The 19,126-nt window shown below is 72.4% G+C and carries 17 protein-coding genes and 2 pseudogenes; 10 read left to right on the plus strand and 9 right to left on the minus strand.

Annotated features, from left to right (window positions below; genetic code table 11):
- Positions 1-44 precede the first annotated feature (44 nt).
- A complete protein-coding gene (locus ACIRA5_RS10575; protein WP_351308044.1) occupies positions 45-1,688 on the plus strand; it encodes a DNA repair helicase XPB in 1,644 nt (547 codons plus the stop codon).
- On the opposite strand, the gene ACIRA5_RS10580 is transcribed toward ACIRA5_RS10575, so the two are convergent.
- Both ACIRA5_RS10580 and ACIRA5_RS10585 read right to left on the minus strand, forming a co-directional pair.
- Positions 1,646-2,734 carry a glycosyltransferase 87 family protein gene (locus ACIRA5_RS10580; RefSeq protein WP_403689759.1) on the minus strand — a complete coding sequence of 363 codons (1,089 nt, stop codon included), beginning with the start codon at positions 2,732-2,734 and terminating at the stop codon, positions 1,646-1,648. The two genes, ACIRA5_RS10575 and ACIRA5_RS10580, sit on opposite strands and share 43 nt — an antisense overlap.
- Before the next feature lie 177 nt (positions 2,735-2,911).
- Complete coding sequence (locus ACIRA5_RS10585) at positions 2,912-3,106, minus strand: hypothetical protein (protein WP_403689426.1); 195 nt, start codon at positions 3,104-3,106, stop codon at positions 2,912-2,914.
- A gap of 430 nt (positions 3,107-3,536) precedes the next feature.
- Here ACIRA5_RS10585 and ACIRA5_RS10590 point away from each other — a divergent pair, with 430 nt between their 5' ends.
- Positions 3,537-5,501, plus strand: coding sequence for a HelD family protein (locus tag ACIRA5_RS10590; RefSeq protein WP_403689762.1), 1,965 nt, complete (start codon positions 3,537-3,539; stop codon positions 5,499-5,501).
- Between the two features lie 109 nt (positions 5,502-5,610).
- Here ACIRA5_RS10590 and ACIRA5_RS10595 read toward each other — a convergent pair whose 3' ends face one another.
- A complete protein-coding gene (locus ACIRA5_RS10595) occupies positions 5,611-6,315 on the minus strand; it encodes a copper homeostasis protein CutC (RefSeq protein ID WP_403689428.1) in 705 nt (234 codons plus the stop codon).
- 266 nt (positions 6,316-6,581) lie between these two features.
- On the opposite strand from ACIRA5_RS10595, the gene ACIRA5_RS10600 reads away from it, so the two are divergent.
- From ACIRA5_RS10600 to ACIRA5_RS10610, 3 genes and pseudogenes are all read left to right on the plus strand, one after another.
- Positions 6,582-7,265 carry a hypothetical protein gene (locus ACIRA5_RS10600; protein WP_403689431.1) on the plus strand — a complete coding sequence of 228 codons (684 nt, stop codon included), beginning with the start codon at positions 6,582-6,584 and terminating at the stop codon, positions 7,263-7,265.
- Positions 7,266-7,294: 29 nt separating this feature from the next.
- Positions 7,295-7,417 (plus strand): annotated as a pseudogene (locus tag ACIRA5_RS10605) (Cmx/CmrA family chloramphenicol efflux MFS transporter); the annotation flags it as partial.
- 91 nt (positions 7,418-7,508) lie between these two features.
- Complete coding sequence (locus ACIRA5_RS10610; protein WP_403689433.1) at positions 7,509-8,612, plus strand: GNAT family N-acetyltransferase; 1,104 nt, start codon at positions 7,509-7,511, stop codon at positions 8,610-8,612.
- 33 nt (positions 8,613-8,645) lie between these two features.
- On the opposite strand, the gene ACIRA5_RS10615 is transcribed toward ACIRA5_RS10610, so the two are convergent.
- Together ACIRA5_RS10615 and ACIRA5_RS10620 are read right to left on the minus strand one after the other, a co-directional pair.
- Positions 8,646-8,912 carry a DUF4031 domain-containing protein gene (locus tag ACIRA5_RS10615; RefSeq protein ID WP_403689436.1) on the minus strand — a complete coding sequence of 89 codons (267 nt, stop codon included), beginning with the start codon at positions 8,910-8,912 and terminating at the stop codon, positions 8,646-8,648.
- The gene (locus ACIRA5_RS10620; RefSeq protein WP_403689438.1) at positions 8,909-9,304 is read right to left on the minus strand and encodes a hypothetical protein; all 396 of its coding nucleotides are present in this window, start codon (positions 9,302-9,304) and stop codon (positions 8,909-8,911) included. The genes ACIRA5_RS10615 and ACIRA5_RS10620 overlap by 4 nt, the downstream gene beginning before the upstream one ends.
- Positions 9,305-9,359: 55 nt before the next feature.
- On the opposite strand from ACIRA5_RS10620, the gene ACIRA5_RS10625 reads away from it, so the two are divergent.
- The 4 genes from ACIRA5_RS10625 (at position 9,360) to ACIRA5_RS10640 (ending at position 13,457) form a co-directional block, all read left to right on the plus strand.
- Positions 9,360-10,283 carry a MurR/RpiR family transcriptional regulator gene (locus tag ACIRA5_RS10625; RefSeq protein ID WP_403689441.1) on the plus strand — a complete coding sequence of 308 codons (924 nt, stop codon included), beginning with the start codon at positions 9,360-9,362 and terminating at the stop codon, positions 10,281-10,283.
- Between the two features lie 153 nt (positions 10,284-10,436).
- Positions 10,437-11,384, plus strand: a complete 948-nt coding sequence (gene murQ / locus ACIRA5_RS10630) for an N-acetylmuramic acid 6-phosphate etherase (protein ID WP_403689443.1) — start codon at positions 10,437-10,439, stop codon at positions 11,382-11,384.
- 16 nt (positions 11,385-11,400) lie between these two features.
- On the plus strand, positions 11,401-12,873 hold the full coding sequence (locus ACIRA5_RS10635; RefSeq protein ID WP_403689445.1) for a PTS transporter subunit EIIC: 1,473 nt from the start codon (positions 11,401-11,403) through the stop codon (positions 12,871-12,873).
- Positions 12,870-13,457: a hypothetical protein gene (locus ACIRA5_RS10640; RefSeq protein ID WP_352044081.1), complete on the plus strand. Its 588-nt coding sequence runs from the start codon at positions 12,870-12,872 to the stop codon at positions 13,455-13,457. The genes ACIRA5_RS10635 and ACIRA5_RS10640 overlap by 4 nt, the downstream gene beginning before the upstream one ends.
- Before the next feature lie 10 nt (positions 13,458-13,467).
- Here ACIRA5_RS10640 and ACIRA5_RS10645 read toward each other — a convergent pair whose 3' ends face one another.
- From ACIRA5_RS10645 to ACIRA5_RS10655, 3 genes and pseudogenes are all read right to left on the minus strand, one after another.
- On the minus strand, positions 13,468-14,826 hold the full coding sequence (locus tag ACIRA5_RS10645; RefSeq protein WP_403689447.1) for a phosphoribosyltransferase family protein: 1,359 nt from the start codon (positions 14,824-14,826) through the stop codon (positions 13,468-13,470).
- 110 nt (positions 14,827-14,936) lie between these two features.
- Positions 14,937-16,077 (minus strand): annotated as a pseudogene (locus ACIRA5_RS10650) (CapA family protein).
- Positions 16,078-16,145: 68 nt separating this feature from the next.
- On the minus strand, positions 16,146-16,496 hold the full coding sequence (locus tag ACIRA5_RS10655; protein WP_403689448.1) for a MerR family transcriptional regulator: 351 nt from the start codon (positions 16,494-16,496) through the stop codon (positions 16,146-16,148).
- 59 nt (positions 16,497-16,555) lie between these two features.
- On the opposite strand from ACIRA5_RS10655, the gene ACIRA5_RS10660 reads away from it, so the two are divergent.
- On the plus strand, positions 16,556-17,479 hold the full coding sequence (locus ACIRA5_RS10660) for an NAD(P)-dependent oxidoreductase (protein WP_403689450.1): 924 nt from the start codon (positions 16,556-16,558) through the stop codon (positions 17,477-17,479).
- A gap of 93 nt (positions 17,480-17,572) precedes the next feature.
- On the opposite strand, the gene ACIRA5_RS10665 is transcribed toward ACIRA5_RS10660, so the two are convergent.
- Positions 17,573-19,123: a carboxylesterase/lipase family protein gene (locus ACIRA5_RS10665; RefSeq protein ID WP_403689453.1), complete on the minus strand. Its 1,551-nt coding sequence runs from the start codon at positions 19,121-19,123 to the stop codon at positions 17,573-17,575.
- Between the last annotated feature and the right edge of the window lie 3 nt (positions 19,124-19,126).

The following is a 19,126-nucleotide window of genomic DNA, read 5'->3' on the forward strand; positions in this document are numbered from 1 at the left end:
GCCGGTCATCCGCGCGGGGTGACGGCACGCAGAAAGGGACGGGTGTGAACGGACCCCTCATCGTCCAGAGCGACAAGACCCTGCTCCTGGAAGTCGACCACGAGCAGGCCGACGCCTGCCGTCGGGCCATCGCGCCGTTCGCCGAGCTGGAGCGCGCGCCCGAGCACATCCACACCTACCGGGTGACGCCGCTCGGCCTGTGGAACGCGCGCGCCGCGGGCCACGACGCCGAGCAGGTCGTCGACGCGCTCGTCGAGTTCAGCCGCTACCCCGTGCCGCACGCGCTGCTCGTCGACATCGCCGAGACGATGGACCGCTACGGCCGTCTCACCCTCAGCAAGCACCCGGCCCACGGGCTGGTGCTGACCACCACCGACCGGCCCGTCCTGGAGGAGATCCTGCGGTCGAAGCGGATCATCCCGCTCGTCGGCAACCGGATCGACCCGGACACCGTGGCCGTGCACCCCTCCGAGCGCGGGCAGATCAAGCAGACGCTGCTGAAGCTGGGCTGGCCGGCCGAGGACCTCGCCGGTTACGTCGACGGGGAGGCGCACCCGATCGAGCTGGCCGAGGACGGCTGGGCGCTGCGGCCGTACCAGAAGCAGGCCGTGGAGAACTTCTGGCACGGCGGGTCGGGCGTTGTCGTCCTGCCCTGTGGAGCCGGGAAGACGCTCGTCGGCGCCGGGTCCATGGCGCAGGCCAAGGCCACCACGCTCATCCTCGTCACCAACACCGTCTCCGCCCGGCAGTGGAAGCACGAGCTGGTGAAGCGGACCTCGCTGACCGAGGACGAGATCGGCGAGTACAGCGGGACGAGGAAGGAGATCCGCCCGGTCACCATCGCCACCTACCAGGTGCTGACGACCAAGCGGAAGGGCGTCTATCCCCACCTGGAGCTGTTCGACTCCCGGGACTGGGGACTCATCGTCTACGACGAGGTGCACCTGCTGCCCGCGCCCGTCTTCAAGTTCACGGCCGATCTCCAGGCGCGACGGCGGCTGGGCCTGACCGCGACCCTGGTCCGCGAGGACGGGCGCGAGTCGGACGTCTTCTCGCTCATCGGGCCCAAGCGGTTCGACGCGCCCTGGAAGGAGATCGAGGCGCAGGGGTACATCGCGCCCGCCGACTGTGTCGAGGTCCGCGTCAATCTCACCGACTCCGAGCGGCTCGCGTACGCCACCGCCGAGACCGAGGAGAAGTACCGGTTCTGCGCGACGACCGCGACCAAGCGGAAGGTGACCGAGGCGCTGGTACGGAAGTTCGCGGGGCAGCAGATCCTCGTGATCGGCCAGTACATCGACCAACTCGACGAGCTGGGCGAGCACTTGAACGCGCCCGTCATCAAGGGCGAGACCAGCAACGCGCAGCGGGAGAAGCTGTTCGACGCCTTCCGGGAGGGCGAGATCAGCGTGCTCGTCGTGTCGAAGGTCGCCAACTTCTCCATCGACCTGCCGGAGGCGACCGTCGCCATCCAGGTGTCGGGCACCTTCGGCTCGCGCCAGGAGGAGGCCCAGCGCCTCGGCCGCGTGCTGCGCCCGAAGGCCGACGGCCACCAGGCGCACTTCTACTCCGTCGTCGCCCGCGACACCATCGACCAGGACTTCGCCGCCCATCGGCAGCGGTTCCTGGCGGAGCAGGGGTACGCCTACCGGATCGTCGACGCCGACGAGCTCCTGGCCGACAACTGAACCAGCAGTACCAACCCCAGCAGGGCGTACGGCGAGGCGAACGGCTGCTGCCACCAGGGCAGACGAAGGTCCAGATCGCCCTGGTGGGGGACCAGCCAGAGGGTGCGGGCCGCGAAGACCGCGGCGGTGGCGGCGGCCGGGCGCGGGCCGTGTTCGGCGTAGAGCACGGCGATCAGCGGGACGCACCACACCCAGTGGTGCGACCAGCTGATGGGTGAGATCAGCAGGGCCGTGAGGGCGGTGACGAGGACGCCCTCGCGGTCGGTGCGCGCGCGGCGGGCCAGCCACAGTCCCGCCGACGCGACGGCCAGCGCGGGTACGGCCCACAGCAGACCCGGCGCCGGGTCCCCCAGCGCCCGCGCGATCAGCCCCTGGAGCGACTGGTTGTCGACGATCCACACCTTGCCGACGCGGCCGGTCTCATAGAGCCGCCGGGTCCAGAAGTCGACGCTCGCGCCGGGAAGGGCGAGCGCTCCCAGGAGTACGGTCCCGGCGAAGGCCGCCAGAGCGGTGGCCGCTTCCCGTCGCCGGCCCCTGAGCAGCAGATACGCCACGAAGACGGCGGGGGTCAGTTTCACCCCGGCCGCGATGCCGAGTGCGATGCCCTTGCCGGGGGCGCCGGGCGGCCGTGTCAGGTCCCAGAGGATCAGACAGGCGATGGCGAGGTTGATCTGGCCGAAGAGCACGCTCTGGAAGACGGGTTCGAGCCACAGGGCGAGCGCGGTGGCGGCGCAGAGCGCGGGCAGCCGCGTCGGCAGGCCCGCGAGACGGCAGGAGAGCCGGACCAGCACGGCCAGCAGGGCCACGTTCCCGGCGACGAAGGCGGCCTTGAGGACGGGCAGCGGCAGCCAGGTCAGCGGGACGAAGAGGACCGCCGCGAAGGGCGGGTACGTGGCGGGCAGCTGCCACTCGGTGACGGTGAACCCGTAGAGATCCGTGCCGTGGACGACGGCCGCACCCTCGGCCCGGTAGACGAGCGCATCGGCCATCGGGGTGCGCCGGAGAAGACACAGCGCGGCGAACGCGGCGAGGGAAGTGGCAAGCAGGAGGAAGGGAAGAAGAGACGCGGGGAAGCGGGAGACGGAGAAACGGGAGACGGAGAGACGAGGGACGGAGAGACGAGGGTCGGAGAACGGGAGAACTTCGTCGAGTGAGCGATCGGTCACGTTCCGCTGAAGCACGGAGTGACCCTAGTGCCGGGACGGTTCACCCCGGCGGACGGCTCACCGGCGTCGTACGCCCGCCTCCTCCTCGTACTCACCGAGGAGCACCACGCCGAACGCCGCGCCCACGAAGACCTTGACGGCGTGCAGGGCGTCGCCGACACGGTGGCGGTGGTGGGCGGCGGAGAAGGCGGTCGCGCCATGAGCGGCGGGTCCGCGCTGGGAAGGGCCTGGGGTGAAGGTTGCTGCGCTCATGTATCCATGATGAAATGCGCGACCCCATATGGCGTCGGCCTATGGACCGAACCTCGGCGGCCCCTCGTACGCCTCCAGGCCTCCGCGTGTACGCCTCACGATGGACGGCGCCCCCTAGGGATATGGGGGTCGCATCCCTGATGCCGCGCAGGACGCCGCGAACGCTTCCGCGAACGATGCCGCGAGCGATCCGCGAAAAAGAGTTGGCCCGGACCTCCTCCCCTGACCTAGAATCTCCGCTCTTGCCCGCCTCCCTCGACGGAGTGCCGCCGCCCGGCCGGAAACCGGACAGCATCCAACGGCTCGACCGCCGTACCCACTCACACGCAGCAGGTCTTCCGGAGGCACCACGTTGTCCACCCCACCCGCCCAGGACCCCCTCTCCCGCGAGCGCGCCCACCTCGGTTCGTCCCGCGCGGCACTGCGCGCGATGCGCGAGGACGTGGAGAACCTCGACATCACGGACGTCACCGCGAACTGGGTGAACGCCGCGGTCCTCCAGCACCAGATCGACGAGCGGATCAAGGCCCTCGCCGACCTCAGCCACACCCCGCTGTTCTTCGGCCGGCTGGACTATCTGCACGCACCCGGCGCCGACAAGGCCGAGGGCGCGGAGGGTGAGCGTTTCTACATCGGGCGCCGGCATGTGCACGACGCCGAGGGCGACCCGATGGTCATCGACTGGCGCGCGCCGGTGTCGCAGCCGTTCTACCGGGCCTCGAAGAAGGACCCGATGGACGTCGGACTGCGCCGCCGCTTCGGGTACACCGGCGGCGACCTCACGGCGTACGAGGACGAGCACCTGTCCGACCCCTCCGAGGCCGCGGCGACCAGCAAGCTGCTCCAGCAGGAGATCGAGCGCCCGCGCGTCGGCCCGATGCGGGACATCGTGGCGACCATCCAGCCGGAACAGGACGAGATCGTACGGTCGGGTCTCGCGGGCTCCGTCTGCGTGCAGGGCGGCCCCGGCACCGGGAAGACGGCCGTCGGCCTGCACCGCGTCGCCTACCTCCTCTACGCCCACCGGGAGCGGCTGGCCCGCACCGGCACCCTGGTCATCGGGCCGAACAAGTCCTTCCTGCACTACATCGAGCAGGTGCTGCCCGCGCTGGGCGAGCTCGAGGTCAAGCAGGCGACGGTCGACGACCTCGTCGCGCATGTGGAGGTACGCGGGACGGACGACGCGACCGCCGCCGTCGTCAAGGGCGACGCCCGGATGGCTGAGGTGCTGCGCCGGGCCGTCCGCTCGCACGTGACGCTCCCGACCGAGGGCGTCGTGGTCGTGCGCGGGTCGCGGCGCTGGCGTGTCCCGGCGTACGAACTCGAGACGATCGTCGGGGAGTTGCTGGACCGCGACATCCGGTACGGCGCCGCCCGCGAGGCCCTTCCGCAGCGGATCGCGCACGCCGTGCTGGTCCAGATGGAGCGCTCGGGCGAGGCACCGGACGACCGGGTGCAGGACGCCGTGGCCCGCAACACCGCGGTGAAGGCGGCCGTCAAGGCGGTCTGGCCGCCGGTCGACCCCGCCAAGCTGGTCCTTCGCCTGCTCACCGACGCCGACTTCCTGGCCGTCCACGCGGACGGAATCCTCGACGAGGACGAACAGAAGGAGATCCTCTGGTCGAAACCGGTGCGGTCGGTGAAGTCGGCCAGGTGGTCGCCCGCCGACGCCGTGCTGATCGACGAGGCCACCGATCTCGTCCAGCGCACCCACTCCCTCGGCCATGTCGTGCTCGACGAGGCGCAGGATCTGTCGCCGATGCAGTACCGGGCGGTGGGGCGGCGCTGCACGACGGGTTCGGCGACCGTGCTCGGCGACCTCGCACAGGGCACGACCCCCTGGGCGACACGGAGTTGGGACGAGGCGCTCGCGCACCTCGGCAAGGGGGAAGCGGTGATCGAGGAGCTGACCGCCGGTTTCCGCGTCCCCACCGACGTCATCACCTACGCCTCCCGACTGCTGCCGCACATCGCGCCGGGCCTGACCCCGGTGGCGTCGGTCCGTGAGAACCCGGGCTTCTTCGAGGTGCGGCCGACGACCGCCGACGAGCAGGTCGTGGACGCCTGCGAGGAGTTGCTGCGCAACGAGGGTTCGGTCGGTCTCATCGCCGCCGACGCCCGGATCCCGGCGCTCACCGAGGCGCTGACGGCGGCGGGCCTGACGTACCTGGGCCCCGGCGAGGAGACGACGGCTCAGACCCGCCTCACCCTCGTCCCCGCCTCCCTCGCCAAGGGCCTGGAGTACGACTATGTGGTCCTGGACGAGCCGCAGGCCGTGGTCGACGGCGAGCCGGACGAGCGGACCGGGCTGCGCCGCCTGTACGTGGCCCTGACCCGAGCGGTCTCGGGCCTGACCGTCACCCACGCGGCCCCGCTGCCGCAGCAACTGGGCTAGAGCCCGTCCGGGCCCGGCGGGCCCTTCGACAACGGCGCGGCACGCGTACGGCCGTGCTCTTCACGACTCTTCAATGACTCCGCACGGCTCTTCAGGTCGATGCCGGCCGCTACGCGTCCAGGGCCTGCCGCCACTCCCGTACGGCCGCCACCGTCACCGGCTCGTTCCATCCGCCGGGCCGGGCCGCCCCACCGATGTGGAAGGCGTCGATCCCCGCGGCCCTCAGCCGAGGAACATGGTCGAGACGCAGCCCGCCGCCCACCATGATCCGCGGCTCGTAACCGGGTTCGGTGCGGCGGGCGGCCTCGGCGAGGAGGGTCGGGAAACCGTCGTCCACGCCGTCCGGGGAACCCGCCGTGAGGTACGCGTCCAGGCCCGGCAGGTCCGCGAGCTGCTTGCGCAGGGAGTCCCGGTCGGCGGCGCGGTCGATCGCGCGGTGGAACGTCCAGGGGCAGCCGTCCAGTTCGGCGACGATCCGCTCCACGGCGGACAGGTCGGGGCCGCCGTGCTCGTCGAGGAAGCCGAGCACGAACTCGTCCGCTCCGGCGGCCCGCATCTCCCCCGCGACCCGTACGAGCGCGTCGATATCCTTGGCAGCGCCCGCCGCGAAGCCGTCCGCACGCCTCAGCATCACGCGCAGCGAGATATCGACGGCGGCGCGGATCCCGGCGAAGGTCTCCACCGCCGGGGTGAGCCCGTCGGCGGCCATGTCGGTGACCAGCTCCAGCCGGTCGGCGCCTCCGGCCTGGGCGGCGACCGCGTCCTCCACGCCGAGGGCGATCACCTCCAGAACTGCACGCTTGCGCTCGCTCATGGGGCCTCTTCCTCTGGGGCGGCTACAGGTCTAGTCCAATCTCAGAGTACGCCGCGCCCAGCGACCACCGCGAGAAGGCCTCGCCGTTCACCGGGACACACCATCGGGGCTCCGCCCCGAATCCCCGTCCACCCGCATGCGTTCGTCTGCGGGGCGGCGGGGGCTGATCGCGCAGTTCCCCGCGCCCCTTCAGGGCGCTGCCGAACCGCAGCGGACTTCGCCCGGCCCGCTCAGGGGCCGAGCCGCCCAGGCGGGAGAATCGGCGTATGCCCGACCTCGACGCGCTGCGCACCCGCTGGTCCCATGCCCTCGACGGCGCCCGTCCCCCCGGCGGCCCCGACCCTGCCCCGTACGCGGACAACCTCCTCGCCCGTTGGCAGGAGCCACAGCGCCGCTATCACACCGTCGCGCACCTCTCCGCGGTCCTCGACCACGTCGACGTACTGGAGGAGTACGCGGACGACCCCGCCCTCGTCCGCCTCGCCGCCTGGTTCCACGACGCCGTCTACCTCCCCGACCGCTCCGAGAACGAGGAACGCTCCGCCCGCCTCGCCGAACGCGCCCTCGCCGAGGCCGGGGCAGGAGAGGAGAAGTCGGTCGAGGTCGGGCGTCTGGTCCGGCTCACCGTCACCCACGCCCCGGCCGACGACGACCGCAACGGCCAGGTCCTCTGCGACGCCGACCTCGCGATCCTCGCCTCGGCCCCGGACGCCTACGCCGCCTACACCGCCGCCGTCCGCGAGGAGTACGCCTTCGTCCCGGACGAGGCGTTCCGGGCGGGCCGGGCGGCCGTGCTGCGCCAACTCCTGGACCTGCCACGGTTGTTCAGGACGCCGTACGGAACACGGGAGTGGGAGGAGCGGGCCCGGGAGAACATCCGGCGCGAGCTCGCTCACCTCACCGAAACCGCCCCGGACTCACCGAACCCACCCCGGAGGGCCGCCGAGTGAGCCGCCCCGGTCCGCCGCCCGGCCCCCGTATGCCCCTCGCCGTCTACATCCTCGCCCTCTCCGTCTTCCCCCTCGGGAGCAGCGAGTTCCTGCTCTCGGGGCTCCTGCCGCCCATCGCCGACGACAGGGGTGTCACGTTTCCGCAGGCGGGTTGGTGGTGTCCATGAACAAGAAGGCCGAAAAGGCCGACAGGTCCAACAATCCAGTACGTTACGACGTCTGACCGCGCCTATCCTCAGCCGCATGCGATCCATGGGTGGGGACCAGGTGGAGGAAGCCGTCGCGGGCGCCGTCGCGGTGTTGCGGGCGGTGGCCGGGCGGGACTGGGACGGCGTCGGGGCAGGCGGTCTCGAGTGGAGCTGCCGCAGGACCGCCGAGCACATCGCGGACGATCTCCTCGCGTACGCGGGCCAGTTGGCGGGGCGGGCCACCACGGCGTACGTGCCCTTCGAGATCACCCTGGACGACGGCACCGACAACGCGGGCGTCGTCGACGTGATCGAGACGACCGGCGCCCTGCTCGCCGCCGCCGTGCGCACCACGCCGCGCGAGGTGCGTGCCTTCCACCCGTATCCGTTCCGCAGCGCGAACCGCGAGGGCTTCGCCGCGATGGGTGTCACCGAGGTGCTGCTGCACACGCATGACATCGCGCAGGGTCTCGGGGTCGCCTACGAGCCGCCGGCCGAGCTCTGCACGGACGTACTCTCCCGGATCTTTCCGCACGTCAGGCCGGGGTCCGAGCCGTGGCCCACGCTCCTGTGGGCGACCGGCCGCGGCGAGCTGCCCGGCCGCGCCCCGCTCACCGAGTGGCGCTGGAGCAACAACCTGGTGATCGAGGCCGGACGGCTCACGCTCCAAGGAGTCACCCCGGCGGCCGCCGCCGATCTGCGCGCGGGTGGCACCGGCGGCTTCGAGTGGATCGAGGGCGGCCCCTTCGACGGCACGCGGGACGCCGCCGGAATGGTCCTGAAGGCGTACGAGAGCGGGGTGCACCGCCCGGAGTGGGGCATGTTCGTGCTCGTACGGAGCGAGGACGGCCGGGCGGTCGGCGCGATGGGTTTCCACGGCGCCCCCGACGAGGACGGTCGCGCGGAAGTCGGCTACGACCTCGCCGAGAACGCCCGCGGCCACGGCTACGCGACCGAGGCCCTGCGCGCCCTGGCCGCCTGGGCCCTCGCCCACGACGAGCTCGACATCCTCTTCGCGGCCATAGAGCGGACCAACGCGCCCTCCCAGCGGGTCATCGCGCGCGCCGGCTTCACCCGGGTGAGCGAGGACGAGGAGGAGTACGCGTACGAGCTGCGCGCGCTGGATCCATCGCTGCGGGTGTACGCCCGTACGGACTGACCTCGGCCCACCGGGACGGGCCGACCGGTCCGCCTACCGACCGACGTACTTGCGCCGGCGCAGCCCCGCGCCGTACAGCAGCCGCACCACCTCGCGGCTGCTGACCTCCACCGCCCCGGCGCGCACGGCGTCCGCGTACCGGTGGGAGGGGAGGTCGTAGTGGTCGCGCTCGAAGGCGCGCGGAGGTACGCCCAAGTCCGCGGCGAACAGGTGCAGTTCGTCGTACGAGACGTCGCTGACCAGGTGGGACCAGAGCCGCCCGTGCCCCGGCCAGGCGGGTGGGTCGATGTAGATGCTCACGAGGACGGCGTCTCGCCGGCCGCCGACCCCAGGCATCCCACGGACGCGACCTTCACGCCCGCCTTGTGGCAGACCCAGTGCGGATCGGGCCCGAGCTCCGGCTCGACGTCGAGGGCGTGCGGGTCGCCCGAGCCGCAGACCGGACACAGCGGCCATCGCCCGTACCGCTCCAGCAACGCGTCCTGCACGTCCTGGGCGACGAGCCCGGCCACATAACCGACGCCCTCCGGCCATTGTTCGACCCACCATCGGCGCTGCACCACCGAGTCCTCGACGAGCGAGACGACATCCGCCTCGGCGACCTCACCCGCGACGAGATCGGCGAGAACGAGGGCGCGGGCCGCGTGCAACGCCTGCTCCAAGGGGCTGACGGGTTGGCTGGTGGGGTCCATGCACCCATTGTGCGCACCCTTGACCGCATACCCCAGCAGAAAATATCTTTCACAAGTGACCCCAGACGTGAAGGAAATTTTCGCCGGTGAGGCTCCGCCCGCTCCCGCCGCCCTCGCGGCCAAGGTGCGAACGCTTGCCCCGTCGATGACCCGCTCCATGCAACGGGTCGCCGAGGCCGTCGCCGGCGACCCGGCCGGCTGCGCGGCCCTCACGGTCACCGGCCTCGCCGAGCTCACCGGCACCAGCGAGGCCACGGTGGTGCGCACCGCCCGCCTGCTGGGCTACCCCGGCTACCGCGACCTGCGCCTCGCGCTCGCCGGCCTCGCCGCCCAGCAGCAGTCGGGCCGCTCCCCCGCCGTCACCGCGGACATCGCGGTCGACGACCCCATCGCGGACGTCGTCGCGAAACTCGCGTACGACGAGCAGCAGACCCTCGCCGACACCGCGGCGGGGCTCGACACGGTCCAGCTGGGCGCGGCCGTCACGGCGCTCGCCACCGCCCGCCGGATCGACATCTACGGCGTCGGCGCGTCCGGCCTCGTCGCCCAGGACCTGGCCCAGAAGCTGCTGCGCATCGGACTCATAGCCCACCCGCACAGCGATCCGCACCTCGCCGTCACCAACGCGGTGCAGCTGCGGGCCAAGGACGTGGCGATCGCGATCACCCACTCCGGCTCGACGGGCGACGTCATCGAGCCGCTGCGGGTCGCCTTCGAACGCGGGGCGACGACGGTCGCGATCACCGGCCGCCCGGACGGGCCCGTCACGCAGTACGCCGATCACATACTCACCACGTCCACGGCCCGCGAGAGCGAGTTGCGTCCCGCGGCGATGTCGTCGCGCACCAGCCAGTTGCTGGTGGTGGACTGCCTGTTCGTGGGGGTCGCCCAGCGGACGTACGAGACGGCGGCGCCCGCGCTGTCCGCGTCGTACGAGGCGCTGGCGCACCGACATAGCCCGCGCGGCCGTATGCGCTAGCGCTCCGCCGGGAGCCTGGAAGAACTGGATGCCGTCGTCACGCTGCGGGCCGCATGTGGCTGGTCGCGCCCACGCGGCGAAGCCGCATATGTCCGCAGCCTCGCGCCCCTGAAGGGGCGCTTCACCGCCCCGCGTTGAAAAGAGCCGTTCGTCATGACCTCCACCGCCGACGCCTCCTCCAACTACCACTCCCTGCGGGCCGAGTTGGAGACGTTGACCACTGAGGCGTTCCGCCCTGAGCTGTCCCAGATCGACCGGCTGCCGACGCTGGAGATCGCGAAGATCATGAACGCCGAGGACGCGACCGTGCCGACGGCCGTCGCGACCCAGCTGCCCCGTATCGCCGCCGCGATCGACGCCGTGGCCGAGCGCATGTCCCGCGGCGGCCGGCTGATCTACGCGGGCGCGGGCACCGCCGGCCGCCTCGGTGTGCTGGACGCCTCCGAGTGTCCGCCCACCTTCAACACCGACCCGTCCGAGGTCGTGGGCCTGATCGCGGGCGGCCCGAGCGCCATGGTCACCTCGGTCGAGGGCGCCGAGGACTCCAAGGAGCTGGCCGAGGCCGACCTGAAGGAGCTCTCCCTGACCCCCGACGACACGGTGGTCGGCGTCTCCGCCTCCGGCCGCACCCCGTACGCCGTCGGCGCGGTCGAACACGCCCGCGCGCGCGGCGCGTTGACGATCGGCCTGTCCTGCAACGCACACAGCGCGCTGGCCGCCGCGGCCGAGCACGGCATCGAGATCGTCGTCGGGCCCGAGCTGCTGACCGGCTCGACCCGCCTCAAGGCGGGCACGGCGCAGAAACTCGTCCTGAACATGCTCTCGACGATCACGATGATCCGTCTCGGCAAGACGTACGGGAACCTGATGGTCGACGTCCGCGCCTCGAACGAGAAGCTGCGGGCCCGCTCCCGCCGTATCGTCGCCCTCGCGACCGGCGCCTCGGACGAGGAGATCGAACGGGCCCTCGCGGCCACCGACGGCGAGGTGAAGAACGCCATCCTCACCATCCTCGGCGGCGTGGACGGGCCCACGGCGGCCCGCCTTCTGGAGGAGAGCGACGGCCATCTGCGCGCGGCGCTCGCCGCATCGACGGGCTGACCAGCACCCTCGTGGAGTGCGCACAACGAACGACCTCACCCCCCATGCCGACACGGCCGCCGCGATCCTCCCCCTGGTCGGCGGCGCCGCGAACGTCACCTCCGTCGCCCACTGCATGACCCGCCTGCGCCTGGGCCTGCGGGACCGGACGCTCGTACGCGAGGACGCTCTCAGGTCCCTGCCCGCCGTACTGGGCGTGGTCGCGGACGACGACAGCTACCAGATCGTCCTGGGGCCGGGCACGGTCGCGCGGGTGACCCCCGAGTTCGAGGCGCTCGTCACCGGCACGGCCGGTGCGCCGGTCACCGGCACGGCCGACGCGCTGGCCGCACGCGGCGCCGAGTGGAAGGCGGCCCGGCAACAGCGCAACGCGACCCCCCTCAAACTGCTCCTCCGCCGGATCGCGAACATCTTCGTCCCCCTGATCCCCGCCCTGATCGGCTGCGGAGTCATCGCGGGCCTGGGCGGCCTGCTGGTCAACCTGGGGTGGCTCCCCTCCCTCACCCCCGCCCTCGCCGCGATCGCCTCCGGCTTCATGGCCCTGATCGCGGTGTTCGTCGGCCACAACACGGCGAAGGAGTTCGGCGGCACCCCGGTCCTGGGCGGGGCGGTGGCCGCGATCGTCGTGTACGCGGGGGTCGCGAAGGTGACGGCCTTCGGCATGACCCTGGCGCCGGGCCAGGGCGGGGTACTCGGCGCACTGGCCGCCGCGCTCCTGGGAACGTACGTGGAGAAGTGGTGCCGCCGCTGGGTCCCCGAAGCCCTCGACGTCCTCGTCACCCCCACCCTCACGGTCCTGCTCACCGGTCTGGTGACGCTCTACGCCCTGATGTACACGGCCGGCGAGCTGTCGGCGGCCATCGGGACGGGCGCGAACTGGCTCCTCGACCACACGGGCGTCTTCGCGGGCCTGGTCCTGGGCGGCCTGTTCCTCCCCCTGGTGATGCTGGGCCTGCACCAGGCACTGATCCCGCTGCACACCACCCTCATCCAGCAGCAGGGCTACACGGTCCTGCTGCCCGTCCTGGCGATGGCGGGCGCCGGGCAGGTCGGCGCGGCACTCGCGGTCTACGTCCGCCTCCACCACGACCAGTCACTCCGTACGACGATCAGGTCGGCGCTGCCCGCGGGCCTCCTGGGCGTCGGCGAACCCCTGATCTACGGCGTCTCGCTCCCCCTCGGCCGCCCCTTCGTCACCGCCTGCGCGGGCGGGGCGGCGGGCGGCGCGTTCGTCGGCTTCTTCTCGATGCTCGGCGACAAGATCGGCTCCACGGCGATCGGCCCCTCGGGCTGGGCGCTGTTCCCCCTGCTCAAGGGCACGGGCGGACTGGCCCTGACGGCCGCGATCTACGCGGGCGGGCTGCTCACCGGGTACGTGGTGGGGTTCGCGGCGACGTACTTCTTCGGACTCGGGGGCTCTGTCAGTGGCGTGTGCGATTCTTCGAAGGAGGGGCAGGACACCGACCCGGGAGGGAATCCACCACCGTGAACCACGCACAGCTGACCGCCCTCGGCCGCGCCCTGCGCGTGCTCGGCGAGCACGGCGACGCGCTGAACGCCGACACGCCCGACGCGAAGCTGCACGAGGTGAAGGCCGACCTGAAGCGGGCGCTGGACCTGCTGGAGGAGACGGTGACGACGGCGGTGCCCACGACGCGCTGCGCCGAGCACCCCAGTGGCCCGGTGGACGAGGGCGCCGTCGACCTCTGTCTGCTCTGCGAGACACGGCGGCGCACCGCCCGCCGCACCGAGGTCAACGACGCCTTCCCGCAGGGCCGCCCCGGCGGCGCCGACGACGCACCCGAGCGCACGATGTCCCGGTACGGCGTGCGGGCCGACCGCCCCCAGCCCCAGCAGCGCTGGCTGCCGGAGGTATGGACAGGGCAGGCGTGGCAGCTGTGCGGCACCCCGCGCCGCGACCGCGTAGAGGCGGAGCGGTACCTCGCCGCGGAGCGCCGCACCCCGCGCCCCGGCATGGCCTACCGCCTGGTCCACGAGTTCACGGACTACGAGGTGCTGCGCATCTGGGGCACACCGGTGAAGGTGGACATCGAGCCGATGGGCAACCTGTAGTCGACCCGCGTCACCTGTGTGCTCCCGCGCTCGGGACGGCGGAGGCGAGATGCCTGCTGAACCAGTCCGTGGCCAGCTCGGTGACCGATTCCAGGGTGCCGGGTTCCTCGAAGAGATGGGTGGCACCGGGGACGACGGCCAGCTCATGCTCACAGCTCAGACGCGCCGCCGCCTGCCGGTTGAGGTCCAGTACGACGTGGTCGCGGCCCCCGACGACGAGCAGCGTCGGAGCCTTCACCTCCGGCAGCCTGGCGCCGGCCAGATCCGGCCTGCCCCCGCGGGAGACGACTGCCGCGACGTCCGCCGCGGGCTCCGCCGCGGCCCACAGCGCGGCGGCGGCGCCTGTGCTGGCACCGAAGTAACCGAACTCCATGCCCTGGACGCCGGGCTGCTCACGCAGCCATGCGGTCGCCTGGATCAGGCGGCGGGCGAGCAGCTCCGTGTCGAACACGTTGTCCCGGTTCACCGCCTCGGCCTCGGTGAGCAGATCGAACAGAAGGGTGCCGAGACCGGCGCGGTTCAGCCCGGTGGCGACGAAGCGGTTGCGCGGGCTCTTCCTGCTGCTGCCGCTGCCGTGGGCGAAGAGGACGATCCCGGGGGCGCCGCGGGGTACCGTCAGCCGCCCGTCGAGCGCGGCGCCCGTGGCCGGTATCCGGACCTCCTCGTCAGAGGGCGGGGAAGCGTGCTCGGGGGAGGCGCTGCCCGCGGCCGGCGGTGCGTCGGACGTGGCGTGCGCCGCGCGGTTGTGCTCCAGGCAGGCGATGACCTCCTCGTCGCTCGTCTGCCCGAAGTCCGTGTAGAACTGGCCGATCGCGTAGAACAGCCGGGGGGTGTGCAGACAGACGCCTTCGTCCGCCGCGCCTCCGAGGCGGTCGGACCAGTCGTGCGGCGCCACGGGAACCGCCAGCACGATCCGCGACGCGCCGCGGGCGCGCGCGATCCGGCAGGCCGCGAGTGCCGTGGAGCCGGTCGCCAGCCCGTCGTCCACCACCAGGACCGTCCGTCCCTCGTACCGGGCCGGCTGCCGCTCGCCCCGGTAGCGGCGGGCCCGCTGCTGCAGGACGCCGCGCTCGTGTTCCTCCACCGCCGCCAGGGCACGGTCCGTCACACCCGTCCCCCGCAGTACCTCTTCGTTGATGACGCGGACGCCTTCCTCGCCGATGGCGCCCATGGCCAGCTCCGGCTGGAAGGGCACCCCCAGCTTGCGCACGAGGCAGACGTCGAGCGGGGCGCCGAGGGCCTCGGCGACCTGCGCGGCGACCGGGACACCGCCGCGGGGAAGTCCCACGACCACGAGGTCCTGGCCCTTGAGGTGGTGCAGCCGGGCGGCGAGCTGCCGGCCCGCGTCGGTTCGATCAGCGAAGTACATGGTCGCCTCCCGGGGTGAGGTGAGCTCCTCGGGTCCCGAGTGAAGTCCGGTCCGCACTGCCGGGCGGACATGTCCGTTCCGGGCGGACAAGTCCATTGCGGACAAGTCCATTATGGGGCGCTGCCACTCGCTGCTCCCAGGGCCGGCCGGACGGTGAGGGTGCCGTCCGGGTCGAGTGCGACCCGTGAGCCGTAGGTCCGGCTGATCCGGCTCAGCATGTCCCGCACCCACCGCGAGTCCTCGGCCGTCGCCCGCTCCAGCCGCATCCGCCGGGACCGCATCGGGACGACGCGCACGTCGTGGTACCTGCCGCCGTCCGGGTCCACGGTGACGAAGTACAGCAACCGGAGATCGTCCCGGTACTCCTCGTAGCCGCCGATGCCCTCGTAGTCGTTGATCAGGTCGCCGCAGCCGTGGGTGATGAGCTTTCCCCGGTACGTCTCCAGCGGCCGCGGATGGTGCGAGGAGTGCCCGTGCACGACGTCCGCGCCGCCGTCGACGAGCGCATGGCCGAAAGCGGACCTGGTCACGCGGGACGAGGTAGCCCCAGTTGGAGCCCCAGTGGACCGAGACGACCACGATGTCGCCCGGCCGCTTGGCCGGACGCAGCCGGGTCGCGATCCCGGCCGCGGCGGCGTCCGACGGCTCGGCGACGAAGTCGACCCCGCTGCGCTGTGCCGTGGCGGCCCAGCCGCGGGGTATGCCGCTGGAAGCCAGCCCCACGGAGAAGACCAGGACACGCCGGCCGCCTGTGACGGGGACGATCGCGGGACGCCGGGCCTCGTCGGCGTCCCGCCCCGCTCCCGGCGCGCGAAGACCCGCGTCCGCCAGGGCGTCGAGGGTCTCCTCCAGCCCGCGGCGGCCGTAGTCCAGCACATGGTTGTTGGCCAGGGCACAGGCGTGCGGACGGGCGGCGGCGAGGGCGGGCAGGTTGGCCGGGTGCATCCGGTAGTGGATCTCTTTGCCGGGCGCGGCCTCGTCGTTGCGCGTGACGGAGGTCTCCAGGTTGAGGATCCGGGCGTCGGGGGCCACCGCGGCGAGCACGTCCAGCGCGTCGCCCCAGGGCCAGGTGAAGCCGGCCGGGCGGGGAATCACGCCGTGCGCCGCCTCGGCCAGCTCCACATAGGCGCGGGCATCCCTGACGTACGACTCCCGCAGCTTCGGATCGCCGGGGTGCGGAAGGATCTGGTCGACTCCCCGGCCGAGCATCACATCACCGGCCAGGAACAGCGTGACGAGGCCACCGCCCATGCCTCCAGGCTAGGACCTGTTCGAACAACGAGCCCCCAGGACATTTCGATCCGGGCGAAGAGGGGTGGCTAGAGGGGGCGGCCGACGACGGAGTCGAGGATGTCACGCGCGGCGGTCAGGTCGTCGATCACCGCCGTGATCCGCCCGCGCTCCTGCGCGAGTCCTTCGAGGAGCTCCGGGCACGTGCCCGCCAGGACGACGGTGTCGTCCTGCACGCAGGGCACGATCTCCGCGATGACGGACGTGCCGAGTCCGGCGGAGAGCAGGACCCGGATGCGCCGCACGGTCGTCACGTCCCGCTCGCCGTACTCCCGGTATCCGCTCGGCAGTCTGGTCGGCGACAGCAGCCCCTGCTCCTCGTAGTAGCGCAGGGCCCGCGGGCTCGCACCCGTACGCCGTGAGAGCTCACCGATCCTCATGAGGCCGAGTCCAACAGGGACTTGACTCTCACGTCAACGTGAATGTCTAGCGTCGAAGCATGACCTCATCCACACAGGACACCACCCGGCCGTACCCCGACCCGTCCGCCCCGCCCACCCCTGTCACCGTTCTCGGCCTCGGCCCGATGGGCCGCGCCCTGGCCTCCGCCTTCCTGGCGGCAGGTCACCCGGTGACGGTGTGGAACCGCACGCCCGGCCGGGCCGGCGACCTGCCCGACCGGGGTGCCGCCGTCGCCGGGTCGGTGGCGGACGCGGTGGGTGCCGGGCGGGTGGTCGTCGCCTGCCTGCGGGACTACGACGCCCTACGAGCGGTGCTGGAGCCGGTCGCGCCGGCGCGCTGGGAGGGGCGCATGCTCACCAACCTCACCAGCGGGGAGCCGGCCCGAGCCCGCTCGATGGCGGACTGGGCAGCGGCGCGCGGCATCCGCTACCTGGACGGCGCGATCCTCACCCCGCCCCAGGTCGTCGGCACGGCGGCCACCGCCGTCCTCTACAGCGGGGCGCACGAGGTGCACGAGGCGGTACGGGGCACGATGGCCGCCGTGGGCGGCACCGGTACGTATCTCGGTGCCGATCCCGGCCGGGCGGCGGCATACGAGGTGGCGCTCCTCGACCTGTTCACCACGTCGGTGTACGGCGTCGCGCACTCCTTCGCCCTCGCCTCGGCCGAGGGCATCGCACCCGACGACCTCGCCCCGTTCGCCCTCGGGATCAGCGGTCTGCTGTCCGAGATGATCCCGCGATTCGCCGGCCAGCTCCGCACCGGCGACTACCCCGGTGAGCGCTCCACGATCGCCTCCGCGGCGACGACGATCGCCCACCTGATCGACGCGGCCACCGCCCACGGCCTGGAGGTGGGCGCGCTGACCGCGGCGAAGGGCGCCGCCGACCGGGCCGTCGCCGCCGGCCACGGACCGGACGGACTCCCCCGCCTGGCCACGGTCCTGCGCACCCGGCTCTGACCAGCCTCCCGACGCTCAAGTCCCCAGCCCCGAGCCACCGGGAAGCTCAAGGACCACGCGGACTGAGCCGACCCGGAAGAACCCCCGGCTCTGTCACCGGACCAACGGGAGGGCCGGAAACTCGTGCCCCTCCCACAGCCGCCTCGACGTCTCCTCGGGGTACCCGGTGACCAGCGGATCGGTGTCGAGCACCTGCGTCAGCCGACGTTCACCGTCGAAGGCCGGCCAGCCCGGATCGCCCGTCGCCGCGAACGCGGTCCAGGACGTCCGGAAGCGGGACGACAGCGCCTCGGCCTCCGGCGAGGGCTCGGCGCCGTCGAACAGCAGCATGCCGAGGTCCGCGCCGAACGTGCCGAACAGCAGCGGGATGTCCAGGCCGTGGCAGGCACCCAGGACGCCGCCGTTGCCCGGGGCCGGCCAGGTCAGCTCGTAGACGTGCGCACGTCCGCCCCCGGCGACCTGCGCCTCGGCGAGGTGGAGCGAGGGCATGCTGAACAGCCAGTCGGTCTGGACGCGTTCGTACAGCTCTCCCGGCGAGGCCTCGGGGAAGGCGGCACGGTAAGCCCGTTCGCCGTCGGGGCCCGGCCCGAACCTGCGCAGCGCGGCTGCCGCCGCCTCCTCCGTGATCTTTCCGAGCTGCCCGCCGAGCCCGACGAACAGCCGGTACTCCTCCCGGTTGTGACCGGCGATCAGTTCCACGTCCCGGGCCGTGCCGGACGCCAGCGCCCGCCAGGGAGTGGTCGGCAGTACGTCACCGTCGACGACCGGCGAGAAGGGCGTCAGCGTATGGACCACCGGCCCCCACCTCTCCTCGTACGTCCGCATTCTGGCGCCCAGCGTCGCCCCCGCCTCGGTCAGTTGACGCGGGTCGACGGTGGTCAGGTCGGCAACCGTCGGACGCAGGCCCGCCTCGGCGGCGATGGCGGCCGCGATGTCCCGGGCCAGCTCGTCCGAGAAGAACGTGCCCGGCACGGACTGCGCGATCGCCCGCCGGAACAGCCCGGCCGCGCGCGGCATGGCCAGCAGTGAGGCGATCGAACCGGCACCGGCCGACTCTCCGAAGACGGTGACCTGGTCGGGGTCGCCGCCGAAGGCCGCGATGTTCTCGCGCACCCATTCCAGGGCGGCGACCTGGTCGAGCAGGCCCCGGTTGGCGGGCGCCCCCTCGATCCGGGCGAAACCCTCGATGCCGACGCGGTAGTTGAAGGTGACGACGACGAGGTCACCCCCGCGGGCGATGAACCGGGCGTCGTAGCCGGGGCTGCCGGAGTGACCGAGTTTGTAGGCACCGCCGTAGATCCACACCATCACCGGGCGACGGGCGGCCGGGTCCGGGTCCGGCGTCCAGACGTTCACCGTCAGCCAGTCGTCGCCCGTCGGAGCGTCCAGCACGCCGGTGCGGCCCTGGATTCCCGCCTCCTGCGGGGGCGGCGGCCCGAAGGAGTACGCCTCCCGTGTCCCGTCCCAGGCCCGCGCGGGGCGCGGCGCGGCGAACCGCGCCTCCCCCACCGGAGGTTCGGCGAACGGGACACCCCGGAAGACCGCCAGGCCGTCCTCCCGCCGCCCGCGCACCGCACCGGCGGCGGTACGCACCACGGGCTCGGCGGGCCCGGCGGCGGGCTGTCGGGATGCGGCTGTCGTCATGGA

The sequence above is a fragment of the Streptomyces sp. NPDC096311 genome, assembly GCF_044763085.1.
Lineage (GTDB): Bacteria > Actinomycetota > Actinomycetes > Streptomycetales > Streptomycetaceae > Streptomyces.